Source organism: Streptomyces olivochromogenes (genome assembly GCF_001514115.1).
Lineage (GTDB): Bacteria > Actinomycetota > Actinomycetes > Streptomycetales > Streptomycetaceae > Streptomyces > Streptomyces olivochromogenes.
In genome coordinates, this window is sequence record NZ_KQ948451.1 from 1,076,753 (window position 1) to 1,101,133 (window position 24,381).

The 24,381-nt window shown below is 71.1% G+C and carries 24 protein-coding genes; 11 read left to right on the plus strand and 13 right to left on the minus strand.

Features of this window, described 5'->3' with window-relative positions:
- Positions 1-9: 9 nt before the first annotated feature.
- From AQJ27_RS04935 to AQJ27_RS57855, 10 genes are all read right to left on the minus strand, one after another.
- On the minus strand, positions 10-1,068 hold the full coding sequence (locus tag AQJ27_RS04935; protein WP_067362031.1) for a substrate-binding domain-containing protein: 1,059 nt from the start codon (positions 1,066-1,068) through the stop codon (positions 10-12).
- Between the two features lie 64 nt (positions 1,069-1,132).
- The gene (locus AQJ27_RS04940) at positions 1,133-2,155 is read right to left on the minus strand and encodes an ABC transporter permease (protein ID WP_067362034.1); all 1,023 of its coding nucleotides are present in this window, start codon (positions 2,153-2,155) and stop codon (positions 1,133-1,135) included.
- Entirely contained in the window at positions 2,152-3,669 is a 1,518-nt protein-coding gene (locus AQJ27_RS04945) for a sugar ABC transporter ATP-binding protein (protein WP_067362037.1), read from the minus strand. The genes AQJ27_RS04940 and AQJ27_RS04945 overlap by 4 nt, the downstream gene beginning before the upstream one ends.
- Before the next feature lie 187 nt (positions 3,670-3,856).
- Positions 3,857-5,038 (minus strand): ROK family transcriptional regulator, encoded by a 1,182-nt coding sequence (locus AQJ27_RS04950; protein WP_067362040.1) that lies wholly within the window; start codon positions 5,036-5,038, stop codon positions 3,857-3,859.
- 260 nt (positions 5,039-5,298) lie between these two features.
- Positions 5,299-5,973 carry a GntR family transcriptional regulator gene (locus tag AQJ27_RS04955; RefSeq protein WP_067362043.1) on the minus strand — a complete coding sequence of 225 codons (675 nt, stop codon included), beginning with the start codon at positions 5,971-5,973 and terminating at the stop codon, positions 5,299-5,301.
- 182 nt (positions 5,974-6,155) lie between these two features.
- A complete protein-coding gene (locus AQJ27_RS04960) occupies positions 6,156-7,103 on the minus strand; it encodes a beta-ketoacyl-ACP synthase III (protein WP_067362046.1) in 948 nt (315 codons plus the stop codon).
- A gap of 180 nt (positions 7,104-7,283) precedes the next feature.
- Positions 7,284-7,457, minus strand: coding sequence for an MFS transporter small subunit (locus AQJ27_RS60760; protein ID WP_425275184.1), 174 nt, complete (start codon positions 7,455-7,457; stop codon positions 7,284-7,286).
- Positions 7,423-8,760, minus strand: a complete 1,338-nt coding sequence (locus tag AQJ27_RS04965; protein WP_067362049.1) for an OFA family MFS transporter — start codon at positions 8,758-8,760, stop codon at positions 7,423-7,425. Before AQJ27_RS04965 ends, AQJ27_RS60760 begins: the two co-directional genes overlap by 35 nt.
- A 417-nt stretch (positions 8,761-9,177) precedes the next feature.
- Positions 9,178-9,354 carry a hypothetical protein gene (locus tag AQJ27_RS04970; RefSeq protein ID WP_341866060.1) on the minus strand — a complete coding sequence of 59 codons (177 nt, stop codon included), beginning with the start codon at positions 9,352-9,354 and terminating at the stop codon, positions 9,178-9,180.
- A gap of 184 nt (positions 9,355-9,538) precedes the next feature.
- Positions 9,539-9,829 (minus strand): hypothetical protein, encoded by a 291-nt coding sequence (locus AQJ27_RS57855; RefSeq protein WP_067362052.1) that lies wholly within the window; start codon positions 9,827-9,829, stop codon positions 9,539-9,541.
- A 289-nt stretch (positions 9,830-10,118) separates the two neighbouring features.
- Between AQJ27_RS57855 and AQJ27_RS04985 the strand changes: the two genes are divergently transcribed.
- From AQJ27_RS04985 to fdhD, 8 genes are all read left to right on the plus strand, one after another.
- Positions 10,119-11,222, plus strand: a complete 1,104-nt coding sequence (locus AQJ27_RS04985) for a class I SAM-dependent methyltransferase (protein ID WP_079064778.1) — start codon at positions 10,119-10,121, stop codon at positions 11,220-11,222.
- 90 nt (positions 11,223-11,312) lie between these two features.
- Positions 11,313-11,723: a hypothetical protein gene (locus AQJ27_RS04990; protein ID WP_067362058.1), complete on the plus strand. Its 411-nt coding sequence runs from the start codon at positions 11,313-11,315 to the stop codon at positions 11,721-11,723.
- 259 nt (positions 11,724-11,982) lie between these two features.
- On the plus strand, positions 11,983-12,189 hold the full coding sequence (locus AQJ27_RS04995; RefSeq protein WP_067362060.1) for a hypothetical protein: 207 nt from the start codon (positions 11,983-11,985) through the stop codon (positions 12,187-12,189).
- Between the two features lie 266 nt (positions 12,190-12,455).
- Positions 12,456-13,427 (plus strand): 2-dehydropantoate 2-reductase, encoded by a 972-nt coding sequence (locus AQJ27_RS05000; protein ID WP_067362063.1) that lies wholly within the window; start codon positions 12,456-12,458, stop codon positions 13,425-13,427.
- Entirely contained in the window at positions 13,424-15,343 is a 1,920-nt protein-coding gene (locus AQJ27_RS05005; RefSeq protein WP_067362066.1) for a molybdopterin oxidoreductase family protein, read from the plus strand. The genes AQJ27_RS05000 and AQJ27_RS05005 overlap by 4 nt, the downstream gene beginning before the upstream one ends.
- 4 nt (positions 15,344-15,347) lie before the next feature.
- Positions 15,348-17,180 (plus strand): NADH-ubiquinone oxidoreductase-F iron-sulfur binding region domain-containing protein, encoded by a 1,833-nt coding sequence (locus AQJ27_RS05010; protein ID WP_067362824.1) that lies wholly within the window; start codon positions 15,348-15,350, stop codon positions 17,178-17,180.
- Positions 17,177-18,037 (plus strand): 2Fe-2S iron-sulfur cluster-binding protein, encoded by an 861-nt coding sequence (locus tag AQJ27_RS05015; protein WP_067362069.1) that lies wholly within the window; start codon positions 17,177-17,179, stop codon positions 18,035-18,037. The genes AQJ27_RS05010 and AQJ27_RS05015 overlap by 4 nt, the downstream gene beginning before the upstream one ends.
- A gap of 7 nt (positions 18,038-18,044) precedes the next feature.
- Positions 18,045-18,902, plus strand: a complete 858-nt coding sequence (gene fdhD / locus AQJ27_RS05020) for a formate dehydrogenase accessory sulfurtransferase FdhD (protein ID WP_067362072.1) — start codon at positions 18,045-18,047, stop codon at positions 18,900-18,902.
- Positions 18,903-18,993: 91 nt separating this feature from the next.
- Here the strand turns inward: fdhD and AQJ27_RS05025 are convergent, their stop codons facing one another.
- Complete coding sequence (locus AQJ27_RS05025) at positions 18,994-19,830, minus strand: LysR family transcriptional regulator (protein WP_067362075.1); 837 nt, start codon at positions 19,828-19,830, stop codon at positions 18,994-18,996.
- A 61-nt stretch (positions 19,831-19,891) separates the two neighbouring features.
- On the opposite strand from AQJ27_RS05025, the gene AQJ27_RS05030 reads away from it, so the two are divergent.
- Positions 19,892-20,272: an SDR family oxidoreductase gene (locus tag AQJ27_RS05030; RefSeq protein ID WP_235613376.1), complete on the plus strand. Its 381-nt coding sequence runs from the start codon at positions 19,892-19,894 to the stop codon at positions 20,270-20,272.
- Here AQJ27_RS05030 and AQJ27_RS05035 read toward each other — a convergent pair.
- Together AQJ27_RS05035 and AQJ27_RS05040 are read right to left on the minus strand one after the other, a co-directional pair.
- Complete coding sequence (locus tag AQJ27_RS05035; protein WP_067362078.1) at positions 20,259-20,801, minus strand: isochorismatase family protein; 543 nt, start codon at positions 20,799-20,801, stop codon at positions 20,259-20,261. The genes AQJ27_RS05030 and AQJ27_RS05035 overlap by 14 nt on opposite strands.
- A 19-nt stretch (positions 20,802-20,820) precedes the next feature.
- Positions 20,821-21,261, minus strand: coding sequence for a MarR family winged helix-turn-helix transcriptional regulator (locus AQJ27_RS05040; RefSeq protein WP_067362081.1), 441 nt, complete (start codon positions 21,259-21,261; stop codon positions 20,821-20,823).
- 117 nt (positions 21,262-21,378) lie between these two features.
- On the opposite strand from AQJ27_RS05040, the gene AQJ27_RS05045 reads away from it, so the two are divergent.
- Positions 21,379-22,302, plus strand: coding sequence for a quinone oxidoreductase family protein (locus tag AQJ27_RS05045; RefSeq protein WP_067362084.1), 924 nt, complete (start codon positions 21,379-21,381; stop codon positions 22,300-22,302).
- Positions 22,303-22,464: 162 nt separating this feature from the next.
- Positions 22,465-24,372, plus strand: a complete 1,908-nt coding sequence (locus AQJ27_RS05050; protein ID WP_067362088.1) for a sialidase family protein — start codon at positions 22,465-22,467, stop codon at positions 24,370-24,372.
- Positions 24,373-24,381 lie beyond the last annotated feature (9 nt).

Consider the following 24,381-nt stretch of genomic DNA (forward strand, 5'->3'; position numbering starts at 1 on the left):
CGGGGCGGATCACCTGAAGCCGGTGGCCATGTACTGGCCGACGTTGTCCTTGTCGACGACGGCCGAGTAGAGCGTGAGCGAGACCGGGATCTCGAACTCGGCGAGCCCGCCGATCGCCTTGCCCTGACCGAGCGCGCGAGCGAGGTCGATCGCGGAGGCCGCCATGGTCGGCGGGTAGAGGACGGTCGCCTTCAGGACGCTGTTGTCGGCCTGGATGGCCTGGAAGGCGGAGAGCGCGCCCGCGCCGCCGACCATCAGGAAGTCCTCGCGCCCGGCCTGCTTGATGGCACGCAGCGCGCCCACGCCCTGGTCGTCGTCGTGGTTCCACAGGGCGTCGAACTTCGGCTGGGCCTGGAGGAGTTGGGCCATCTTGGCCTGTCCGGACTCGACGGTGAAGTCGGCGGCCTGGCGGGCGACCTTCTTGATGTTGGGGTAGTTCTTCAGGGCCGCGTCGAAGCCCTGGGTGCGCTGCTTGGTGAGTTCCAGGTTGTCGAGCCCGGCGAGTTCGATGACCTTGGCGTCCTGCTTGTCCTTCAGCTTCTCGCCGATGTAGTGGCCGGCGCTGAGGCCCATGCCGTAGTTGTCACCGCCGATCCAACAGCGGTACGCCTGCGGGGTGTTGAAGATCCGGTCCAGGTTGACGACCGGGATGCCCGCGCGCATCGCCTTCAGGCCGACCTGGGTGAGCGCCTTGCCGTCGGCGGGCAGCACCACCAGGACGTCGACCTTCTTGTTGATCAGTGTCTCGATCTGGCCGATCTGCGCGGCCGTGTCGTTGGAGCCCTCGGTGATCTCCAGCGTAACGTCCGAGTACTTCTTGGCCCGGCTCTTGGCGTTGTCGTTGATCGCGTTGAGCCAGCCATGGTCGGCCTGCGGACCCGCGAAGCCGATGGTGACGTGCTTGCCGGGCTTGTCGTCGGCGGCCGGCCGGCTGTCCGCGGCCGGCTTCTCGTCCTTGGTGTCGTTGCTGGTGCAGCCGACCAGGAGGGCGCCGGCCGAGGCGGCGGCGGTCCCGAAGAGGAGCCCTCTGCGGCTCGTGAAGCTGGTGGAGCTCGTGGATTCTGGCATGGCGGTGGGCCCTTCCCGTGTCAGGTGCTGCTTGCTCCCGTGTCAGGTGCTGATTGCTGCCGTGTCAGGTGCTGTGTGCTGCCGTACGCCGCTGGACCAGGACCGCGGCGACGATGATCGCGCCCTTGGCGATCTGCTGGACGTCGCTCTGCAGGTTGTTCAGCGCGAAGATGTTGGTGATCGTGGTGAAGATCAGGACACCGAGCACCGAACCCGTGATGGTGCCGCGGCCCCCGCTGAGCAGGGTCCCGCCGATGATCGCGGCGGCGATGGCGTCGAGTTCGTACAGGTTTCCGTTGGTGTTCTGGCCGGAGCCGGACAGGATGATCAACAGGAAGGCGGCGATGCCGCAGCACAGTCCGGAGAGCAGGTAGAGGTACAGCCGCTGGCGCCGTACGTCGATGCCGGCGAGCCGGGCCGCCTCCGCGTTGCCACCGACGGCGACCGTGCGGCGGCCGAAGGTGGTGCGGTTGAGAATCAGCCAGCCGATGATCGTGACGACGGCGAAGACCAGGACCAGCGGTGGGATGCCGAGAATGTACGAGTCGCGTTCGCCGAGTTTCAGGATCCCGTCGATGGTGACGATCTGGGTCTTGCCGTCGGTGATCTGGAGGGCGAGGCCGCGGGCCGAGGCGAGCATGGCGAGCGTCGCGATGAACGGGACCATCCCGCCGTACGCGATGAGCAGGCCGTTGACCAGGCCGCAGCCCACACCGACGAGCACCGCGGTGAAGAGGATGCCCGCGAAGCCGTACTCCTGGGTGGCGACCGTCGTGGCCCACACCGAGGACAGCGCGACGATCGCGCCGACGGACAGGTCGATGCCACCGGAGGTGATGACGAAGGTCATGCCGACGGTGACGACGCCGATCACCGAGGCCTGGGTGAGGACGAGTTGGAGGTTACGGGTGTCGAGGAACTCGTCGGGCTTGGTGATACCGCCGATGACGATCAGGGCGACGAGCACGCCGAGCAGCGAGAGGGTGCGGACGTCGGCGCGGGCCGCGAGGGTGCGCCACGCGGGGAGTTCGCTCATCGGCGGCACTTTGTCGGTGCTGCCCCGGGGCGGGGACACGGGCTGCGTCATGACGCCGGGCTTCCTTCCATGACAAGGTCGAGTACGCGGTGTTCGTCGAGCTCCCGGGCGGGCGCCGTGTGCACGACACGGCCCTCCCGGAGCACCAGCACGCGGTCGGCGAGTCCCAGCACCTCGGGCACCTCGCTCGACACGAGCAGGACGGCGAGGCCTTCGTCGGCGAGGCGACGGATGACCGCGTACAGCTCGGCGCGGGCGCCGACGTCGACACCGCGGGTGGGTTCGTCGAGCAGCAGGACACGGCAGCCGCGCAGCAGCCAGCGGGCCAGGACGGCCTTTTGCTGATTGCCGCCGGACAGCGTCCGGATCGGGACGGACGGGTTGTCGGGACGCAGCGACAGCTCGCGTGTCGCGGCCCGGGCGGCGCCTCGCTCAGCGCCGCGGTCGATCCAACCCCCGCGTGAGAAGCGGGACATGGAGGACACGGACACATTGCGGGTGACGGACTCCAACATCAGCAGGGCCTGCGCCTTGCGCTCCTCGGGGGCGAGTCCGAGTCCGGCGCGGACGGCGGCGCGTACGCTGCCGGTCCGCAACGTCCGGCCATCCACACTGACTTGACCGGCCGTCGGTTTGCGGGCTCCGTAGATCGTCTCCAGGATCTCGGAGCGCCCGGAGCCGACGAGCCCGGCGAGGCCGACGATCTCGCCGGGGCGCAGTTCTAGGTCGAGGGGCTCGAACTCACCCGCGCGTGCGAGCCCTTGGACCCTGAGCACCGGCTCGGACGAGGGCCCTCGCGTGGGCCGTTCCGGGAAGACGTACTCGACGTTGCGGCCCGTCATCAGCGCCACCACCTCACGCGTCGGGGTGGACTTCGCGGGCAGTCCGCCCGCCACCGCGCGGCCGTCCTTCAGTACGGTCACCCGGTCGCCGATGCGACGGATCTCCTCCAGCCGGTGCGAGATGTAGACGACGGCGACGCCGTCCGCGGTGAGGTCGCCGACGATACGGAAGAGGTTGTCGACCTCGTCGGGGTCGAGGGCGGCGGACGGTTCGTCCATGACGATGAGGCGTACGTCGTGGGAGAGTGCCCGCGCCATGGAGACGATCTGCTGCTGGGCGGCCGACAGCTCACCGACGAGGCGCGCCGGGTCGATCTCCGGATGGCCGAGCCGGCGTAGCAGCTGCGCCGTTGACGCCTTGGCCGCCTTTCCCCGTACGACGAAACCGGCGGCGGTGGGTTCATGGCCGAGGTGGACGTTCTCGGCCACAGACAGGCCCTCCACCAGGTCCAGTTCCTGGTAGATGGTGGCGATGCCGAGGCGCATGGCGGCGATCGGGGAGCGGAGCGTGACGGGTTCGCCGCGCCAGCCGATGGTGCCGCCGTCGGGCTGGTGGGCGCCGGCCAGGACCTTGATGAGGGTGGACTTTCCGGCCCCGTTCTGGCCGAGCAGACAGTGGACCTCGCCGGCCTGGACGTCGAGGTCGACGCCGTCGAGGGCCCGGACTCCGGGGAACGACTTGGTGATGCCGGACATGGTGAGCAGCGGTGGTTCTGGTGCCATGACGGTTCCCCTTGGCGGGCGTGCGGGCCGGTTTCAGGGCGGTGCGCTCGCGGAGCGGGCGTTTTCGGGCAGGGCAGAGCAGGGCGCTGTACAGGTGGGGTGCTTGGGTGAGATGACCTTTGGTGCGGCTCTGGAAAGAGTGCTTCGTGCGGCTCTGACAGGAGTGCTTCGTGCGGCTCTGGAAGAGTTACGCGGGCGAGAACAGGTGGTCGCTGATGAGTCGGGCCGCGCCGATGACCCCGGCGGTCGGCCCCAACTCCCCGAGCACGATGGGTAGATTGCCCGTCGCCAGCGGCAGCGACTGGCGGTACACCTGGGTGCGGATCGCGGCGAGCAGCGTGTGGCCGAGGCCGGTGACGCCGCCGCCGATCACCACCAGGCCGGGGTTGAAGAACGAGACGAGGCCGGCGATGACCTGCCCGGTGCGGTTGCCGCCCTCGCGGATCAGGGCGAGGGCGGTGGCGTCGCCCGCGGCGGCCGCGGCGGCGACGTCGACGGCGCTCAGCGTGCCCGCCGCCTCCAGCCGCGCGGCAAGCTCCGCCGAAAGCCCCTGCTGGGCGGCCTCCGTGGCGTCCCGGGCGAGCGCGGCCCCGCTGAAGTGGGCCTCCAGGCAGCCCCGGTTGCCGCAGGCGCACGGACGTCCGTCGGGCACGGCCTGGATGTGCCCGATGTCGCCGGCGCTGCCCGTCGTACCGCGGTAGACCTCACCGCCGACGACGATGCCGCAGCCGATGCCGGTGCCGATCTTGACGCAGAGGAAGTCGCCCACGGAGCGTGCGACGCCCGCGTGCTGTTCCCCCATCGCCATCAGGTTCACGTCGTTGTCGACCATGACGGGGCAGCCCAGGTCCTGGCTGAGCGCCTCGCGGACCGGGAAGCCGTCCCAGCCGGGCATGATCGGCGGTGCGACCGGAACGCCCTCGGGGAAGCGGACCGGACCCGGGACGCCGATCCCGGCGCCGTCGAATTCCTCCGCGAGCCCGGACGACCTCAACTTGGCGGCCATGGACAGGACTTGCTCGAAGACGGCGACCGGCCCCTCGCGGACGTCCATGGGCTGGTTGATGTGCCCCAGGACCTCCAGTTCCGCGTTGGTGACGGCCACGTCGATCGAGGTGGCCCCGATGTCGACGCCGAGGAAGCGCAGCGCCGGGGCGAGCCGGATGTTGTGGGAGCGGCGGCCGCCGCGGGATGCGGCGAGGCCGTCGGCTACCACAAGCCCGGTCTCCAGGAGCCGTTCCACCTCGACGGCCAGTTTCGACCGGGAGAGGTCGATCTGGTCGCCGAGCTGGGCCCGGGAGTTGGGGCCGCCGTCGCGCAGCAGGCGCAGCAGTCGCGCCTGGTGCGCGTTCGCGGGTCGTGCCGTCATGCGTCTCACGAGCCCCTCCCCGCCTCAATCGGCCAGTGTCCAACGGGTTTTGGCCACATCACCGTGGCTTGCTTTCGATGGGAACGTAGCAGTGGCTGCCGGGAGTGGGAAGAAGTTGCGCAGAGATTGCCGTCAACTTTCTCCACTGAGTGGACAAAGAGAGACCCGGACGTAGCCCGTCCGGGTCACAGGGGGAGCTCACGAATGAGGTGGGTTACTTCTCAGACGGGCTGCTTCACGATGGGCTGCGTCCCGGTGGGTTACTTCTCGCGCTCGTGGTACGTCTTGCGCGTGTGCTCCGTGTGGGCGCGCATGACCTGGGTGGCGCGGGGTTCGTCGCGGGCGGCGATGGCCGCGATGAGGTCGCGGTGCTCGATCCACGACTGGTGGCCGCGCTGCCGGGCGACCGGGGTGTAGTACCAGCGGACCCGGCGGTCGACCTGGGCGGCCAGCTCGGCGAGGACCGCGTTGCCCGCGAGCTCCATGACCTTCGCGTGGAAGCGGGCGTTCATCGCGACCGCGCCGTCCACGTCGTCGGCGGCCACCGCGCGCTCGCCCTCGGCGCACAGCTCCTCGAGCGCGGTGATGCCGGCGGTGCCCGCGTTGGCGGCGGCGAGCCGGGCGGCCTCGGCCTCCAGCAGCGTACGGACCGTGAGGAGCTGGTCGGCCTCCTCCTCGGTCGGCTCGTGCACGAAGGCGCCCTGGGCGGGCCGAAGATCGACCCACCCCTCCGTGTTCAACCGCTGGAGCGCCTCGCGGACCGGCTGCCGGGAGACGCCGAGATGCCCGGCGAGCTCGCTCTCGACCAGGTGCTGGCCCGGCTGGAGGGCGCGGGTCGTGATGAGTTCGAGCAGCGCCTCGTAGACGCGGTCGCGCAGCGGGCCTGGCCGTTCGAGCCTGGGCACCGCTCCTGGCGGCAGTCCTGTCGACAACATCGGGGTCCCCTCCTGCCGAGCCATCCCGTCACCGTCACCGTCACCGTCGCCGTCACCGGAAAGCACGTGTCAAAAGACAGTAATCAAAAGCCAGTATCGATTGTCTTTCGTCTACAGTCTACGGCGCACCATGGCCAGGCCCGGGGAGAGTCGAACGCGTCACACCCGGTTGTCCGCCCACGTCAGGGGCAGCGGACGACCTGTCCCGCGTACGAGAGGTTGCCGCCGAAGCCGAACAGGAGCACCGGGTCGCCGGTGCTGATCTCGCCGCGTTCGACGAGCTTGGAGAAGGCGAGCGGGATGCTGGCGGCGGAGGTGTTCCCGGAGTCGACGACATCGCGCGCGACGACGGCGTTCACGGCGCCGATCTTCGCGGCGAGGGGTTCGATGATGCGCAGGTTCGCCTGGTGCAGGACGACCCCGGCGAGGTCCTCGGGCGCGAGACCGGCCCGCTCGCAGGCCTGCCGGGCGATCGCCGGGAGCCGTGTCGTCGCCCAGCGGTAGACGCTCTGACCCTCCTGCGCGAACCGCGGGGGCGTGCCCTCGATGCGTACGGCGTGCCCCATCTCGGGCACCGATCCCCACAGCACCGGCCCGATCCCGGGCTCGGTGCCGGGAGCGGCGGCCTCGACCACCGCGGCCCCCGCCCCGTCCCCGACCAGGACACAGGTCGTACGGTCGCTCCAGTCCGTGACCTCGGACATCTTGTCCGCGCCGATGACGAGGGCGCGGGTCGCCGCCCCCGCGCGCACGGCGTGGTCGGCGGTGGCGAGCGCGTGCGTGAAGCCCGCGCAGACCACGTTGACGTCCATCGCGGCCGGGGAGGGCACGCCGAGGCGGGCGGCGACCCGGGCCGCCATGTTCGGGGAGCGGTCGATCGCCGTGGAGGTCGCGACCAGCACCAGGTCGATGTCGCCCGCGGTCAGACCGGCGGCCGCGAGGGCTTTGGCCGCGGCGTGCGCGGCCAGCTCGTCGACGGGCTCGTCGGGACCGGCGATGTGGCGCGTGCGGATGCCCACCCGGCTGGTGATCCACTCGTCACTGGTGTCGACCAGGCCCGCCAGGTCCTCGTTGGTGAGTACCTTGGCGGGCTGGTAATGGCCGACGGCCGCGATGCGTGAGCCGTTCATTGGGGGGTCTCCCTCGTTGCCTTGGGTAGGGGGATCCTCCAGTCTGATCAGTGACTCGCGGGTACGACGGCAGGTGTTGCCACAGGAAAGCGGCGTCAGGCTTGTCGGCTTCTGTCAGACCTTCGGACGCCCTGCCAACGTCCGCACACACGCCCGGTTGCACGGTCCGTACGCCGGGCGTCACCCCGTGAACAGTTGCTTGGCCTTCAGGACGAGCTCGTACAGGCCGTAGCAGAGCGGCGCCCCCACCCACAGCCAGGCGAAGGCGATCAGTGGAATGGGGGTCCCCCCGCTCGTGCGAAGCCGAGAGTGGGGGAGGTCAGGCGGACTGCTGGGGCTGGACGGAGTCGTCATCGGCGGCCTCCCTCGGGGCGGGGATGTGGTGGCGGGCGTGGACGGGTCGCACCAGCTCATTGGCGACGAACCCGATGACCAGCAGTCCGATCATGATCAGGAACGAGGTGTCGTAGAGCTGCGCACCGTGTTTGCCCGCCTCCTTCTGGTGGTCCGCGATCCAGTTGACGATCAGCGGGCCGAGGACGCCGGCCGTGGACCAGGCGGTGAGCAGCCGGCCGTGGATGGCGCCGACCTGGTAGGTGCCGAAGAGGTCCTTCAGGTAGGCGGGAATCGTCGCGAAGCCGCCGCCGTAGAAGGAGAGGATCACCAGGGCGCAGACGATGAACAGGGGCTTGGAGGAGTCCCCGAACTGCGAGATCAGCAGATACATGATCGCGCCCACGCCGAGGTAGACGCGGTAGATGTTCTTGCGGCCGATCAGGTCGGACGTGGAGGACCAGCCGATCCGGCCCGCCATGTTCGCGGCCGAGAGCAGCGCCACGAAGCCCGCGGCGGCGGACACCGACACCGGGGTGGAGGTGTCCGCGAAGAAGTCCGTGATCATCGGGGCGGCCTTCTCCAGGATGCCGATGCCCGCGGTCACGTTCATGCAGAGCACGACCCACAGGCACCAGAACTGCGGGGTGCGCACGGCGCTGTTCGCGGACACCTGCACCCCGTCGAGCGGCGCGGGTCCGGCCTTGACCGGCGGTTTGTCGCCGCGCGGCACCCGCACCAGCAGGACGCCGAGCGTCATGAAGACGGCGTACGACAGCCCGTGTACGAGGAAGGCGAGCGCGATGCCGGAGGAGTCGGAACCGAAGGACTTCAGCATCTGCGCGGACCATGGCGAGGCGATGAGCGCACCGCCGCCGAAGCCCATGATCGCGATGCCGGTGGCCATGCCGGGCCGGTCCGGGAACCACTTGATCAGGGTCGACACGGGTGAGATGTAGCCGATGCCGAGGCCGATCCCGCCGACGAAGCCGTAGCCGAACACGATCAGCCAGTACTGCTCGGTGGCGGCGCCGAGCGAGGCGATCAGGAAGCCGGTGGAGAAGCAGACCAGGGCGACGGTCATCGCCCAGCGCGGTCCGTTGCGCTCGACGAGGGTGCCGCCGAACGCGGCGGACAGTCCGAGCATGACGATGCCGAGCTGGAAGGGCAGCGCGCTCTGGGTCCCGCTGAGGCCGAGCGCGGATTCGAGCGGCGGCTTGAAGACGCTCCAGGCGTACGCCTGGCCGATGGAGAGGTGGACGGACAGTGCGGCGGGCGGGACGAGCCAGCGGCTCCAGCCGGGTGGCGCGACAGGGGGACTCATGATCCCGGACGATAGGAAGCGGTTGCCCGGTTGTGAAGCCGTTCGACACCAACTCGTCGACGGTATGCGGTGAGCGGTATCCATCGCGCGACGAACGGTCGGCGGGCCCTCACGGTGGTCCACGTTGGTGCGGCCACGAGCGGTAGTCGGCGAGCCAAGCGTTGATGAGTCCGGGTCTTGGCGCCGGGCCGATTCCTTGTTGGCGACTATGCCGATGGGTAGTTGGCGAGCGGGGACGTGATGCGGGCTCGGGTGGGTGACGGGCCCTGGTGTCCGGCTCGTTGCTCGTGGGTGCGGTGCCCACGGCCCGCGCGTGTTCGACCGGTCCCGCGTCGAGGTGCGGCCCTGGCACCGACTCAAGACATTGGTTCCACGAAGTTCTCGCACGGCTTCCGATGCAGGCGGTCGGACGGTACTTCAGGCGGAGGCGGAGGCCACGAAGAACGGAATGGCGACGAGGAAGCGGCCGGCCTCGGCGCGTCGGCGCTGTTCGGCGAGCCACTCGTCCGCCTGGTCACGGCCGACGGCGCCGCCGGCGCAGGCCGGCTCGGCGAGCCTCGCGAGCAGCGGCAGCATCGCGGGGTCGGTGAACACGCCGGTGTGCACCTCGACCGTGACATCGTCGAATCCGCCAGCCGGGAGCAGGCTGCGGTACTGACGGAGACCCGTCCGGCACTGCCGACCCCCGTTTCTCCCCGGACCTGGTACCCGTCTTCAGCACCCCGAAGTTCGTGGGACCGGAGCCCGGCGGGACGGGCAGATCCGCTATGTCGGCCCCTCAAGCGTGGACCGTCCCGCCGGATCCGACTTCCCCTAGGACTGACTCGACGACTCTCGTTCCCGCGTCCTCGTACCGCTCGGCGCCGCCGACACCGATGTGGGGGCGCGCTTCCTGGGCGGGTGCCTGGCATCCGTGCGTGAACGGACCGACCGGCTGCAGGAGGTGATCGTCGACCCGGGCCGCGCGCTCGGCGCCGACACCCACGACAAGGACGTCCTCGTTCTCCCCTCGGTCCCTCAACTCCCGCTCCTGGAACGGGTGGACGCGGTAACCTGCCACGCCAGTCACAACAACACCATGTGCGAGGCCCTCTGGCACGCCGTCCCCCTCGTCGTAGCTCCCATCCGCGATGACCAGCCGGTCGTGGCCGGACAGGTGACCGACGCGGGCGCGGGCGTCAGGGTCCGGTTCGGCCAGTCAACGCCGGGCGGCTGGGCACCGCTCTGGACGCCGTACTTCACGATCCCGCCCATCGCGCGGCAGCCGTCCGGATCCGCACGGCGTTCCGCGCGGCCGGCGGCAGCGGGGCGGCCGCGACCCACCTGGAGCGGTCAATGCGCGCTCCCAAGGAGGACCAGTGAGCAACGACCGCAAGAACCGCACCCACGAGCACGAGCCCGCGTCCCCGGGCCGAGCCGAGCAGGTCGCCGCGCTGCGCCCGGTCTACCGGGCAGACCTCGCCGAAGGCCTGGACCGCTTCTTCGAACCCCCGCGCGACACCTGCCCGTGGTGCGGCTCGACCCGGTTGGCGACGCGGCTGCGCACCTCGGACCTGATCCAGCACAAGCCAGGCCGCTTCGTCCTCGACCGGTGTGAGGGATGTCGGCACACCTTCCAGAACCCGCAGCTCAGCGAGGCCGGCCTGGAGTTCTATTACCGCGATTTCTATGACGGCCTGGGCGAGAAGCAGCTCGCCATGACCTTCGCGAGCCGGACGAAAATGTACGTGCAGCGTGCCGAGTCCCTGGTCCCCTTCGCCCCCACGCCCAAGGACTGGCTGGACGTCGGCACCGGTCACGGCCACTTCTGTGAGGCGGCCCGCACTGTCTTCCCGGACACGAGCTTCGACGGCCTCGACTTCACCGACGGCGCCGAACTCGCCGAGCGCGCCGGACGCGTGGACCACGGCCACCGGAGCAGCTTTCCCGAGCTGGCTGAGCAACTCGCCGACGGCTACGACGTCGTCAGCATGTTCCACTACCTGGAGCACAGCACGGAACCGGCCCGCGAACTTCAGGCGGCGTACCGGGCCGTCCGACCCGGCGGCCACCTGCTGATCGAGGTCCCGGACCCCGACAGCCGCTATGCCCGCCTTCTCGGCCGCTGGTGGCTGCCCTGGCTGCAGCCGCAGCACCTGCACTTCGTCCCGGTCGAGAACCTGCGTGCTCGTCTCACGGATCTCGGCTTCACGGTGGTCGCGGAGCAGCACGCCGAACCCCACGACCCCGTCGACCTGCTGGCCGCCGTCTGGTTTGCCCTGGACGCGGTCGCACCGCGTGACGACCTGCCCTGGCTGCCGGTTCCGCCGTCCCGCCTTCAGCGCATACTGCGCGCCATGACAGTGATCGCCGGCATCCCGGCCTTGCTCCTGGGCAGGCTGCTGGACCGCCTCGTCGTCAAACGCGTGGCCCGGCCCCTGGGTCTTTCCAATGCCTACCGGCTGGTGGCCCGCCGGGACTGACCCTCGCGACCCGTACCGTCCTGCGACGCCCTGCTGCGGGGCCCGGCGCGACCACGCACCGGGCCCGGCAGGCCGCGTACTCTCGGCTCCATGCCCCGCCATACGAAGAAGCCCCGCCGGCTGGTCGTCGACGGGCGGGCGTACCTGTGGACGCTCCGCCACAGCCACCACGTGCTGGACAGCGGCCTATCCGCGGACTGCCGCGAGACGCTCACGCTGTACCCGCAGCCGGTCGGCACCGGCGGCCCGCTGCGCATCGTCTTCGCGGAGGGCCCTGGCCGATACGTCCCGGGCGGGTTCCCCATGGGCTCCGGGGACGTGGGGTACGTCCGGGGCGGCTCCCTGAACCTGCACGAACCGGGCGCCGTCCGGGCCCTGCTCGATGCGGCGTCGGCCCGCGGGTGGCAGCCGGGAGAGCTGTGGGCGGTTGAGGTCGACGGCTGGCCCCTGCTGGAGGCGGCGGCCGCCGCGCGAGCTGGTGACGCCCGGTCCCGCGGGTAGGGGGTGACTCCGGCCTCCGCTCGGACAGGCCCACCGCGTCGCGATCACTTCCCTACGTTTCCTACGTTCTTCCACGGGACTGGGCGAGCCCTTCGTGTGGTTGGACCACTCAGGAGCGTCGGGTGTGGCTTTGACATCCGGGGCGGCCGCCGCATCCGGCCAAGAGCCGTCACGGCCCCCCGCACGGATTGGGGGCAGCACGGAGGACCGGACAGAGCCGCTCTCCTCTCCGGGAATCCCCGAGAGGAGAACACCCCTCGTGACCGTTCTTCACTTCTCCCCGGCCCTTATAGGCCGAGATGACCACCCGCAGGGTGACCGCACCAGCCCGGAGCCGATCGTCGCCCCATTCGACGCTGAGCACCTCCCGCGGGTGCTGCAACGCGGACGCTTCTTCCCCGCTGACGCCTGCTTCGGCCTGGTCTGCGGCATCCGACTCGACAGCCCACACCCGTCGACGTACTGACCACTGCCGACCGGCGGCGGCCGCGCGCTCCGGCCGGCTCACCAGCCCATTCTGAGCCGCATCGCCGGCTCCGAGTGAGTCCAGGTCATCCAGATGGCCACGGGCATGCTGTTTGAGGAAGCCGCATACCTCCTCGGCGTCCCCGAACGTGGTCCGTCGAGGTGCTGCGCGAAACCTTGCCGCCCGAAGTTCCATACTGTAGACAATATTTCGTCGACAGAGTTCGGCAGTTCCTCGGTACCCTCGACCGAACGGAGCGAGCCACAGTGAAAGTCGCCGTTCTCGGCGCCGGTGCGATCGGCGCCTACGTCGGCGCCGCGCTGCACCGCGCAGGCGCCGATGTGCACCTCATCGCCCGTGGACCGCATCTTGCGGCCATGAGGCGGCACGGAGTCCAAGTCCTCAGTCCGCGTGGCGACTTCACCGCGCGCGCCCATGCCACCGACGACCCGGCCGAGGTCGGCCCGGTCGACTACGTCCTGCTCGGCCTGAAGGCCAACTCGTACGCGGCGTGCGGGCCGCTGATCGAGCCTTTGCTGCACGAGACCACGGCGGTGATCGCCGCCCAGAACGGCATCCCCTGGTGGTATTTCCACCGGCACGGCGGCCCGCACGACGGCCACCGTGTGGAGAGCGTGGACCCGGACGGCGCGGTCAGTGCGGTGCTCGCGCCCGAACGGGCCATCGGGTGTGTCGTGTACGCCGCGACCGAGCTGGAAGGGCCGGGCGTCGTACGGCACTTGGAAGGCACCCGGTTCTCCGTCGGCGAGCCCGACCGCACCCTCTCCGGGCGGTGCAATGCGTTCAGCGAGGCCATGACGGCCGGCGGCCTCAAGTGCCCGGTCGAACGGGATCTGCGCAACGACATCTGGCTCAAGCTGCTCGGCAACATCTCCTTCAACCCGATCAGCGCGCTGTCCCGCGCGACGATGCGGCAGATGTGCCTGCACGGCGGCACCCGCAAGGTCATCGAGATCATGATGACCGAGACGCTCGCGGTCGCCGAGGCGCTCGGCTGCGAGGTGGGCGTCTCCATCGAACGGCGGCTGGCCGGCGCCGAGCGCGTCGGCGACCACCGCACCTCCACTCTCCAGGACCTGGAACGCGGCAAGCCGCTCGAACTGGACGTGCTGCTGTCGGCGGTCGTCGAGTTGGCGGACATCACCGGCGTCGAGGTGCCCACCCTGCGCACCGTCCACGCCATCTCGGACCTGCTCGCGCTGAGGAGCGCCGCATGAGGAAACGGGAATCGAAGATCTACGCCCGGCTCACGCACCCCCTGGTCCGTGACGCGCGCGACGAGCCCTTCCGGCGGGCCACCTGGGACGAGGCCCTGACCCGCGCGGCGGCGGGACTGAGCGCCGCCCGCGGCGCCTTCGGCCTGTTCTCCTGCGCCCGCGCGACCAACGAGATGAACTACGTGGCCCAGAAGTTCGCCCGGGTCGTGATGGGCACGAACAACGTCGACTCCTGCAACCGCACCTGTCATGCCCCGAGCGTCGCGGGCCTGAGCGCCGCCTTCGGTTCCGGCGGCGGCACCTCCTCGTACGCGGAGGTCGAGGAGACCGACCTCATCGTGATGTGGGGCTCCAACGCCCGCTTCGCCCACCCGATCTTCTTCCAGCACGTGCTGAGGGGGATCAGGAACGGCGCCCGGATGTACGCGGTCGACCCGCGCCGTACGTCCACGGCCGAGTGGGCGGAGAGCTGGCTCGGTCTGAACGTCGGCACCGACATCCCGATGGCCCACGCGATCGGCCGCGAGATCATCCACGCGGGCCTCGCCAACCACGCCTTCATCGAGCGGGCCACCAGCGGCTTCGAGGAGTACCAGGCGCTCGTCGAGCCCTGGACGCTGTCGCTCGCCGAGAAGGTGACGGGCGTACCGGCGGCGGCGATACGGCAGTTGGCGCACGCGTACGCCCGCGCCGAGCGCGCCCAGCTGTGCTGGACCCTCGGCATCACCGAGCACCACAACGGGACCGACAACGTCCGCGCGCTGATCAACCTGACCCTGCTGACCGGGCACGTGGGCCGCCACGGCTCCGGGCTCCAGCCCCTGCGCGGGCAGAACAACGTGCAGGGCGGCGGCGACATGGGCGCCATCCCCAACCGCCTCCCCGGCTTCCAGGACATCCTCGACCCCGCGGCTCGGCTGAAGTTCGAGTCCGCCTGGGACACCGTCATCCAGCCGCACTACGGGCTGAACCTGACGGAGATGTTCGAGGCCATGGAGGAGGGCACGCTCAAGGCGGTCTACTGCATCGGCGAGAACCCGGCGCAGTCGGAGGCCGACAGCGAGCAGGCGGTACGGCGGCTCGGCGCCCTCGACTTCCTCGTCGTCCAGGACATCTTCCTCACGAAGACGGCCCAGTTGGCGGACGTGGTCCTGCCCGCGACCGCCGGCTGGGCGGAGACGGAGGGCACCACCACCAACAGCGAGCGGCGCGTGCAGCGCGTACGCGCGGCGGTCACACCGCCCGGTGAGGCCCGCGAGGACATCGACATCCTCTGCGACCTCGCCACGCGTCTCGGGCACGACTGGAAGTACACCGACGCCGAGGCCGTCTGGAACGAGCTGCGGTCGGTGTCGCCGGACCACTACGGGATGACGTACGAACGTCTGGCGGAGCACCAGGGCATCCAGTGGCCCTGCCCCGACACCGCGCGCCTCGAACCCACCTATCTGCACGGCAGGTTGTGGGCCTCGGACCCCGCCGAGCGGGGGCGGCCCGCGCCGTTCGGGATCGTCCAGCACGACCCGCCCGTGGATCTGACGGACGAGGAGTATCCGATCCGGCTCACCACCGGACGGCGGCTCGACTCGTACAACACCGGTGTGCAGAGCGGTGGTTTCGCCTCGCCGTTGCGGCGCGGCGAGTATGTCGAGCTCTGCCCGGAGGACGCCGAGCACTACGGGGTCGTGGTGGGCGAGGAGGTCCAGGTCTCCTCGCGCCGGGGATCCGTCGTGGCACCCGTGTGGATCGACACCGCGCTGCGGCCCGGCCTTGCGTTCATGACCATGCACTTTCCCGACGAGGTGGACACCAACCAGCTGACGATCGAGGCGAACTGCCCGATCGCGGGGACGGCGGAGTTCAAGGCGTCGGCCATCCGGATCGAGAAGCTGCCGGTCGCGACTCAAGTGAGGTGATGTGGTGGATCTGCACTTCGGTGACAGCAAGCCGACGGACGAGGAGCGGGCGGCGATCGACGCGCTGCTCGGTCCTCCGGAGTCCTCGTGGGAGGGCGCCGCCCGCGATGAGATGAGGGCCGCCGACCTCAGGTGGGCCCGCGGCGGCCGGGAGGCGCGCGAGCGCCGCGACCTGCTGTTGCCGGGGCTGCACGCCGTCAACGACCGGATCGGCTGGGTCAGCGAGGGTGCGCTCGACTACCTGTGCCGCCGGCTGACCGTGCCGCCTGCGGAGGCCTACGGGGTCGCGACCTTCTACGCGATGTTCTCGGTGAGACCGCGCCCCGCGACCGTGCTCCATGTGTGCACGGACCTCGCGTGCGCGGCGGCGGGCGCGGCGGAGCTGTGCGCCGGGGTCGAGGCCCGCCTCGGGCCCGGCAGCGGCGTCGGCGTCCAGCGCAGCCCCTGCCTGGGGTTGTGCGAGCGCGCTCCGGCGGCCCTCGCGGTCAGGGCGGGCGATCCGGTGCGTACGGCCGTGTCGGCGCCCGCCACCGTCGCGCGGGCGGCGGAGGCGGCGAGCGCCCCCGACTCGGCGCCCGAGGAGCCGCCCGCGGCCTTCGCGGTGCCTCAGTCGGGCGATCCCTCCCTCGTGCTGCTGAGCCGTGTCGGTGTGGTCGACCCCGCCTCGCTCGACGACTACCGGGCACACGGCGGGTACGCGGCCCTGCGGCAGGCCTTCGCCCTCGGGCCGGCCGGGGTCATCCGCGAGGTCACCGACGCGGGCCTGGTCGGGCGCGGCGGCGCCGCCTTCCCCACCGGCCGCAAATGGCAGGCCACGGCGTCCCAGCCCGACCGTCCGCACTACCTGGTGTGCAACGCCGACGAGTCCGAGCCGGGCACCTTCAAGGACCGGGTCGTCATGGAGGGCGACCCGTACGCCCTCGTCGAGGCGATGACCATCGCGGCGTACGCCGTCGGGGCGCACAAGGGTTACCTCTATCTGCGCGGCGAGTACCCGCGCGCCCTGCGCCGCATGGAGCACGCCATCGGGCAGGCACGCGCGCGTGGTCTGCTCGGCGAGGACGTCCTCGGCCAGGGGTACGCCTTCGACATCGAGATCCGGCGGGGCGCGGGCGCGTACATCTGCGGCGAGGAGACCGCCCTGTTCAACTCGATCGAGGGGTACAGAGGAGAGCCGCGTTCCAAGCCGCCCTTCCCTGTGGAGAAGGGTCTGTTCGGCAGACCCACTGCCGAGAACAACGTCGAGACCCTGGTGAACGTCCTGCCGATCCTGACGAGGGGGGCCGAGGCGTACGCGGCGATCGGCACCCCGGGCTCCACCGGCCCGAAGCTGTACTGCGTGTCGGGCAGCGTGGACCGGCCCGGAATCTACGAACTGCCGTTCGGGGCGACGCTGGGCGAGCTGCTGGCGCTGGCGGGCGTGCGTGAACGGCTGCGCGCGGTGCTGCTGGGCGGCGCGGCGGGCGGCTTCGTACGGCCCGACGAACTCGACATCCCGCTCACCTTCGAGGGCACCCGGGCGGCGGGCACGACCCTCGGCTCGGGCGTGGTCATGGCCTTCGACGACACGGTCCCGCTCCCCCGCCTCCTGCTGCGCATCGCCGAGTTCTTCCGCGACGAGTCGTGCGGGCAGTGCGTGCCGTGCCGGGTCGGGACCGTACGGCAGGAGGAGGCGCTGCACCGGATCGCCGAGCGGAGGGGCGCTGCGGCGGCCGACGACCTCGCCCTGCTCAGGGAGGTGGGCCGCGCGATGCGGGACGCCTCGATCTGCGGTCTCGGGCAGACCGCGTGGAACGCCGTGGAATCCGCGATCGACCGCTTGGGGGCCTACGAATGACCGCGATACCGCTGGGAGTGCCGCGTCGGCTCGTCGAGTTCACCCTCGACGGGCAGGAGGTCCGGGTTCCGGAGGGCTCGACGATCCTCGACGCCTGCCGGGCGGCGGGCAAGGAGGTCCCCACCCTCTGCCAGGGCGACACGCTCACCCCCAAGAACGCCTGCCGGGTCTGTGTCGTCGAGCTCGAGGGCGCCCGTACCCTCGTCCCGGCCTGCTCGCGCAAGGCGGAGGCGGGCATGGAGGTGCGGACGGACACCGAGCGCGCCCGCCACAGCCGCAAGCTCGTCATCGAGCTCCTCGCCTCCTCGGTCGACTTGTCGACCACTCCGGAGGTGGCCGGGTGGATCAAGGAGTACGAGGCGAAACCGGACCGCTTCGGCCCCGACGCGGCGCGCCTCGACGAGGAGCCGAAGATCGACAACGGCCTCTACGTCCGCGACTACGACAAGTGCATCCTCTGCTACAAGTGCGTCGACGCGTGTGGCGACCAGTGGCAGAACACGTTCGCGATCTCGGTCTCCGGGCGCGGATTCGACGCCCGGATCGCTGTCGAGCACGACGCCCCGCTGACCGACTCGGCGTGCGTGTACTGCGGCAACTGCATCGAGGTGTGCCCGACGGGAGCACTGTCCTTCAAGTCGGAGTTCGACATGCGCGCGGCGGGTACATGGGACGAGTCGGCGCAGACCGAGACGACGACGGTGTGCGCGTACTGCGGTGTGGGCTGCAACCTCACCCTGCACGTGCAGGACAATGAGATCGTGAAGGTCACCTCCCCGCACGACAACCCGGTGACCCACGGCAATCTCTGCATCAAGGGCCGCTTCGGCTACCAGCACGTACAGAACCGGGACTGATCAGGACATGGGACGAGTCACGGAACGACGCAAGGTGATCCGCATCCGGGACGGGGCCATCTCCACCCGCCCGGACACGCTCGTCGCCGAGGAGCCACTGGAGATCCGCCTCAACGGGAAACCGCTCGCGATCACCATGCGCACCCCGGGCGACGACTTCGCGCTCGCGGCGGGCTTCCTCGTCAGCGAGGGGGTCTTCGGCCGGGCCGACGAACTGCAGAACATCGTCTACTGCGCGGGCGCCACGGTCGACGGCTCCAACACGTACAACGTCGTGGACGTCCGGACGGCACCCGGAGTCGTGCTGCCCGACATCACCCTGGAGCGCAACGTCTACACGACCTCGTCCTGCGGCCTGTGCGGCAAGGCGAGCCTGGACGCGGTCCGTACGACGGCCCGCTGGGCCATCGACGACGGCGCCGACGCTCCCCCGGTCCGGCTGGAGCCCGCTCTCCTCGCCGGCCTCCCCGACCGGCTGCGCGAGGCCCAGCGGGTCTTCGACCGGACCGGGGGTCTGCACGCCGCGGCCCTGTTCACGGAGGACGGGGAGATGCTCGACGTACGGGAGGACGTGGGCCGGCACAACGCGGTCGACAAGCTGGTCGGGCGCGCCCTGCAACGCGGCGACCTGCCGCTCTCCCGCATGATCCTGCTGGTGTCGGGCCGGGCCTCCTTCGAGCTGGCGCAGAAGGCGGTCATGGCGGGCATCCCCGTACTGGCGGCGGTCTCGGCACCGTCCTCGCTGGCGGTGGACCTGGCCGCCGAGACCGGGCTGACCCTGGTGGGCTTCCTGCGCGGCCCCTCCATGAACGTGTACGCGGGCGAGCACCGCATCGCCCTGCGGGCCGCGGCCGCCCAGGGCTGACCGGCTCCCCGCGGCACGGCGGCGGGGCCCCGACCGGCGGGGAGCGCCCCCTGCGCCGTAGGGGCCCCGCCTCAGCCCGCCGCGACCGGGCTCACGACTCCTCGGCCCGCGCCGGGTCGGCGAGGGGGGCGAGCAGGGCGAAGGCGGTGATCAGAGGCGAGTGCCGGCTCGCCTCCCAGGCGAGCAGCACCTCGTCGCGCTCCGCGTCCGGCACCGGTACGTAGGTGATGTCCGGGCGCGAGTACTGCTCGGCGACGGACTCGGGTACGAGCGTGATGCCGGCCCCGCTCGCCACGGACTCGAACTTCTCTTCGATGGTGCGGATCGGCAGCTCGCCGGGTCGGGGGTCGGCGTACCTCAGGCGCGGTTCGTCCGCCAGGTCGGCCAGGGCGAGCTCCGGTTTGCCCGCGAGCCGGTGGTCGGCGGGGAGCATCGCCACGCGCGCCTCGCTGAACAGCGGCAGCAGCGTGAGGCCCTGCTCGCGGATCGGGCGGCGTACGTAGGCGAGGTCGACGGTTCCGTCGAGGATGAGCCGCTCCTGGTCGTCCCATTCGACGCGGCGGGCGAGCGCCTCGACGTCCGGGTGGGCGGCCCCGAAGGCGCGCAGGGCGCGGGTCACGACGACGCCTGCCCGGAAGCCGACGACCAGCCGGCGCGGGCCGCCGGCGGCCCGGCGCACCCGGAGCCTGGTGGCGTCCGCGGTGGCGAGCAACTGCCGGGCGTCGTCAAGGAGTTGGCGCCCGGCCGCCGTCAGGGTCACACCATGACTGTCGCGTTCGAGGAGCGGTGCGCCCAAGTCCTTCTCCAGGGCGCGGATCTGGCGGCTCAGGACCGGCTGAGCGATGTGCAGTCGCTCCGCCGCGCGGCCGAAGTGGAGCAGCTCGGCGACCGCCACGAAGTAGCGGACCTTCCGCAGGTCGAGGTCCATGGCCGCCCCTTCCGTCGTCGCGGTGGCGATGCCTTCAGGGTATCGCCCCTGGCGAAAGAGGATGAGTCTGCGAGGAGAGCGGGTCGTGGCCGTCGGCGGCACGGCGGGCATCGGGCTCGCGGTGGCGGAGGCCGGAAGGAACCTCTCCCGCGCACTGGCACTGGAGCCGGCGCCGATCCGGGCCGACGTGGTCTCCCCCGGCGTGGTCCGCACCGAACTGTGGCGGGAGCTGCCGGAGGCCGACCGCGAGGGCCTATTCTCATCCGCCGCGCAGTCACTGCCGGTCGGGCGGGTCGGGGAGCCCGAGGACGGGGCGGAGGCGTACCTCTGCCTGATGCGCGGCCGGTACAGCACCGGTTCGACCGTCGTCGTGGACGGCGGCACGGTGCTGGTGCGACCGCGCAAAATCCCCTGCCCCGCTCCGCGCCTCAGCCCGCGCTGAAGTGCACCTGCGCGGTGGTCACGACCGTGCCCAGGCGTGGGAAGTCGAGGCGGACCGACGCCTCGTGTTCGGGCGCGGTGAGGGCCGCCATCGCGTCCTCGGCGAACACGAGGTCGTAGCCGAGGTCGCCGGCGGCGCGGGCGGTGGACTCGACGCCGAGGTTGGTGGCGATCCCGCCGAAGACGAGGGTGGAGATGCCGCGCTCCCGCAGTCGCTCGTCGAGACCGCTGCCCTGGAACCCGCCGATGGTCCGCTTCACGACCTCGAGGTCACCCTCCACCGCGAGCCCGGCGACGAGTCCGCTGCCGGGCGGCTGCTCGGGCAGCCCGGGCCGTTCGCCCCGGACGAGCACGACGAGCGCGCCCGCCTTGCGGAAGGTGGCCGCCAACTCCTCGGCGGCGGCGAGGACTTCGGTGCCCTTGCGAGGTTCCACGGGCAGTCCGACGATGCGCTCCATCAGATCCACGAGCACCAGGGCGGTGCGCGCGGGGTCGAGGGCGAGCCGGGGTTCGGTTTCGGGTGCGGTCATGACGGAACGTTAGCCTTCATCAGCCGTCCGTACCGGAAATCCGGATCAACAGGCCCATGAACTGCTTCCGCTCGGCCTCCGAGAGTGGCGAGAGGAGCGCGTCGTTGGCCTCGCGCGCCACCCGCTCGCAGCGCGCGAGGAGGCGTGCGCCCTCCTCGGTGATGGACACCGCGTTCTTGCGCCGGTCCCTGGGGTCGGGTTCGCGCAGGACCAGGCCCGCGCCCTGGAGGTCGTTGAGAACACCGACCAGGTCCTTGGGGTCGAGCCGGATGCTGCGGCCCAGTTCGGCCTGGGCGACGGGGCCGAGGTCGGAGACGGCGGAGAGCACCACGTGATCCCACATCTTCAGGCCCTCGGCCGCCAGGGCCTCGGCGACGAGGGCACGGCCGCGGGCGGCGGTGCGGCCGAGGAGCCAGCTGGGGAGGGAGCGGATGGCGGGCAGGGGGGCGGAGGCGGACATGGGGCCAGCCTAGCGAATAACCGTTGGGCATCCCAACGAATCTCGGATACCGTTGGGAATCCCAACGACCCGAGGACTCATCCCCTCATCCCCTCACCACTCACCCCTGGAGGTGCGATGCGTCGCGTCCGATACGAGCACACCGGCGGCCCCCTGTTCCTGGAGGACGTCCCCGTACCCGCCGCCGGACCCGGCGAACTGCTGGTGCGCACCGAGGCGATCGGCGTCACCCTCCCCGTCGTCCGCAAGGTCACCGAGGCCGCGGAGCCGATCCCGCTCGGCGGTGAGATCGCGGGCGACATCGTCGCCGTCGGGGCGGGCGTCACCCGTTTCGCGGTGGGCGACCGCGTCACCGGACTCTGCTTCGGGCACGGGTACGCCGACCATGCCCTGCTGCACGAGACCATGGCCTCCCCCGTCCCGGCGGGTGCGAGCGCGGTCGACGCCGTCGCCCTCGTCCGCAGCGGGCTGGTCGCGCTCGGCGCCCTGGAGGCCGCGCGCCCCGCACCCGGCGAGGCGGCGCTGATCACCGGCGCGGCGAGCGGGGTCGGCCATCTCGCCGTCCAACTCGCCCGGCTGCGGGGCGCGTCACGTGTCGTCGGGGCCGTGTCCGCGCTCGCCCTCGGCAAGGCGGAGTTCGTGCGAGGTCTCGGCGCGGACGAGGTGATCGCGTACGACTCCGAGGACTGGGGCGAGCCCGTCGACTACGTTCTCGACGCGGTCGGCGGCGACCTGCTCACCCCGGGCGTCGCCGCCCTCGCCCCGGGCGGGCGGCTCGTCGCGTACAGCTCGGGCGGCGGGAGCGTGCGGGCGTACGACCTGCTGGTGGGCGCCAAGTCCGTGATCGGCTTCCAGATGGCCCGGATCGCACGGAACGAGCCGGGGCGGTACGAGCGGTGGCGCGAGGAACTGTGGCGGCTGTTCGCGGAGGGAGCGCTGCGGCCCGCCGTGCACGGGGAGTTCGCCCTGGAGGACGCGGCGGAGGCGCACGCGGCGATCGCGTCACGGAGCAACCTGGGGAAGGTGGTGCTGCGCCCCTGACAGACAAGTTCAGATTTGGCGTGAACACGACCGGTGCTCGCTTCTTGTGGGGCCGCTGAGGGCCCAAGTAGCGTCTGTGGCACACACATTGGACGTCGGATGTCGGATGTCGGATGTCCAGATCACCCTGGTTGCCCAGACACACGAAGGGCAGGTCGCACCATGTCGGCACGTCTGCGCGCACGTCTCAGATCCACCCTGACCGCAGTCCTCACGGCCGCCGCACTGTGCGTGCTCGCGCTGCCGAGCCCCGCGAGGGCCGACGCGGCGGACGCATCCGGTGTATCCGGTGCGTCCGGTGCGTCCGGTGCGTCGTTCGAGCAACAGGTGCTCTTCAGGGCCTCCCAGGATCCCGGCTACGCCTGCTTCCGCATCCCGGCCGTGGTGCGGAGCACCCACGGCACCCTGCTGGCGTTCGCCGAGGGGCGCGTGCACGACTGCGGCGACGCGGGTGACATCGACATCGTCGTCAAACGGTCGACCGACGGCGGCCGGACCTGGGGACCGCTCCAGGTCGTCAACGAGGGGGCGGGCGACACCCACGGCAACCCCGCCCCGATCGTGGACCACGAGACCGGTCGCATCGTGCTGGCGGAGACGTACAACACGGGCCGCACCGACGGGCGCGGTTGCGACGTCCCCTGCGACCGCACCCCGCATCTCCAGTACAGCGACGACGACGGCCTCAGCTGGTCCGCACCGCGCGACCTGAGCGCCGAGATCCTCCCGCCGAACTGGAACTCCTGGTACGCCACCGGCCCCGTGCACGGCATCCAGCTGACCCGTGGCAGGCACGCCGGGCGGCTCGTCTTCGGCGTCAACACCGAGACCTGGAGCGACAGTCGGGTCACCGCCAACAACGCCGCCCTCATCACCAGTGACGACGGCGGCGATCACTGGCGGATCGGCGCGAGCGACTCCTGGCCGATCGCGGACGACGGCACCTTCCGTCAGAAGCCGTCCGAACTGACGCTCACGGAACGCGCCGACGGGTCCGTCCTCGTCAGCGGGCGCGAGCAGGACGGCACCGACCTCGGCCACCGCACCCAGACCGTCAGCCGCGACGGCGGCGACAGTTTCACTGCGCCCTTCCGCGACCTCCCCGGCCTCTACGCGCCCCAGGTCCAGGGCTCCGTACTCCGCCTCGGCGACCGCATCCTGCTGGCCTGCCCCGGCGACCCCGACCGCCGCCGGACCATGATGATCCGCTCCTCGTACGACGGCGGGCGCACCTGGGACAGCGTGGACCGCGGCACGGTCGTGACCACCGACTGGTCGGGCTACTCCGACCTGGTCGGGATCGGCGGCGGCGCGGTGGGGCTGCTGTACGAGGGCGGCGCGGTCGACGCACGCGACGAGGTCCGCTTCGCCCGCTTCACCGAGGACTGGCTCACCCCGCGGCGCGGCCCCGACCCGACGACCGCCGACCTCGCCCGGCACGCCGAACCGGCCGCGGTCCTCGGCGGCGCCGGGGAGACGGCGGGCGTGCGCGGCGGCGCGCTGGAGTTCGACGGCGCCGACGACGCCGTACGGCTGCCGTATCAGGACCGGCTCCCGCTCGGGACGAAGGACTTCACCGCGTCGCTGTGGTTCCGCTACACGGCCACCGGCGGGGAGCAGCCGCTGCTGTGGATGGGCGGGATCGGGACGACGCAGCCGCAGGTGTGGATGCGTGCCGAGCCCGCGTCCCACCGGATCACCGCGCTGATCACCACGAGGAACGGAGCCGCGGCCCCGACCTCCGTCTCCGTGCGCACCGCGAGCGCCTACAACGACGGACAGTGGCATCATCTGGCCCTGCGACGGGGCGACGGACTGCTCACGCTCTCCGTCGACGGTACGGCGGTCGGCGCCGCGGACGTGCCCGGGTCGGTCAGCCGCAACTCGCCGTTCGGGGTCCATGTCGGGCAACGGATGGACAGCCGGGCGTACTTCACGGGAGCGATCGACGAAGTGCGCGTCTACGACCGGGCGTTGAGCGACGACGAGTTGTCCGCGCCGCCCTCCGGGGAAGTGACCCGGGACACCGTCCTGTATCTGCCCATGGACCGGGTACGCGGCGGCCACTAACGTCCCGTC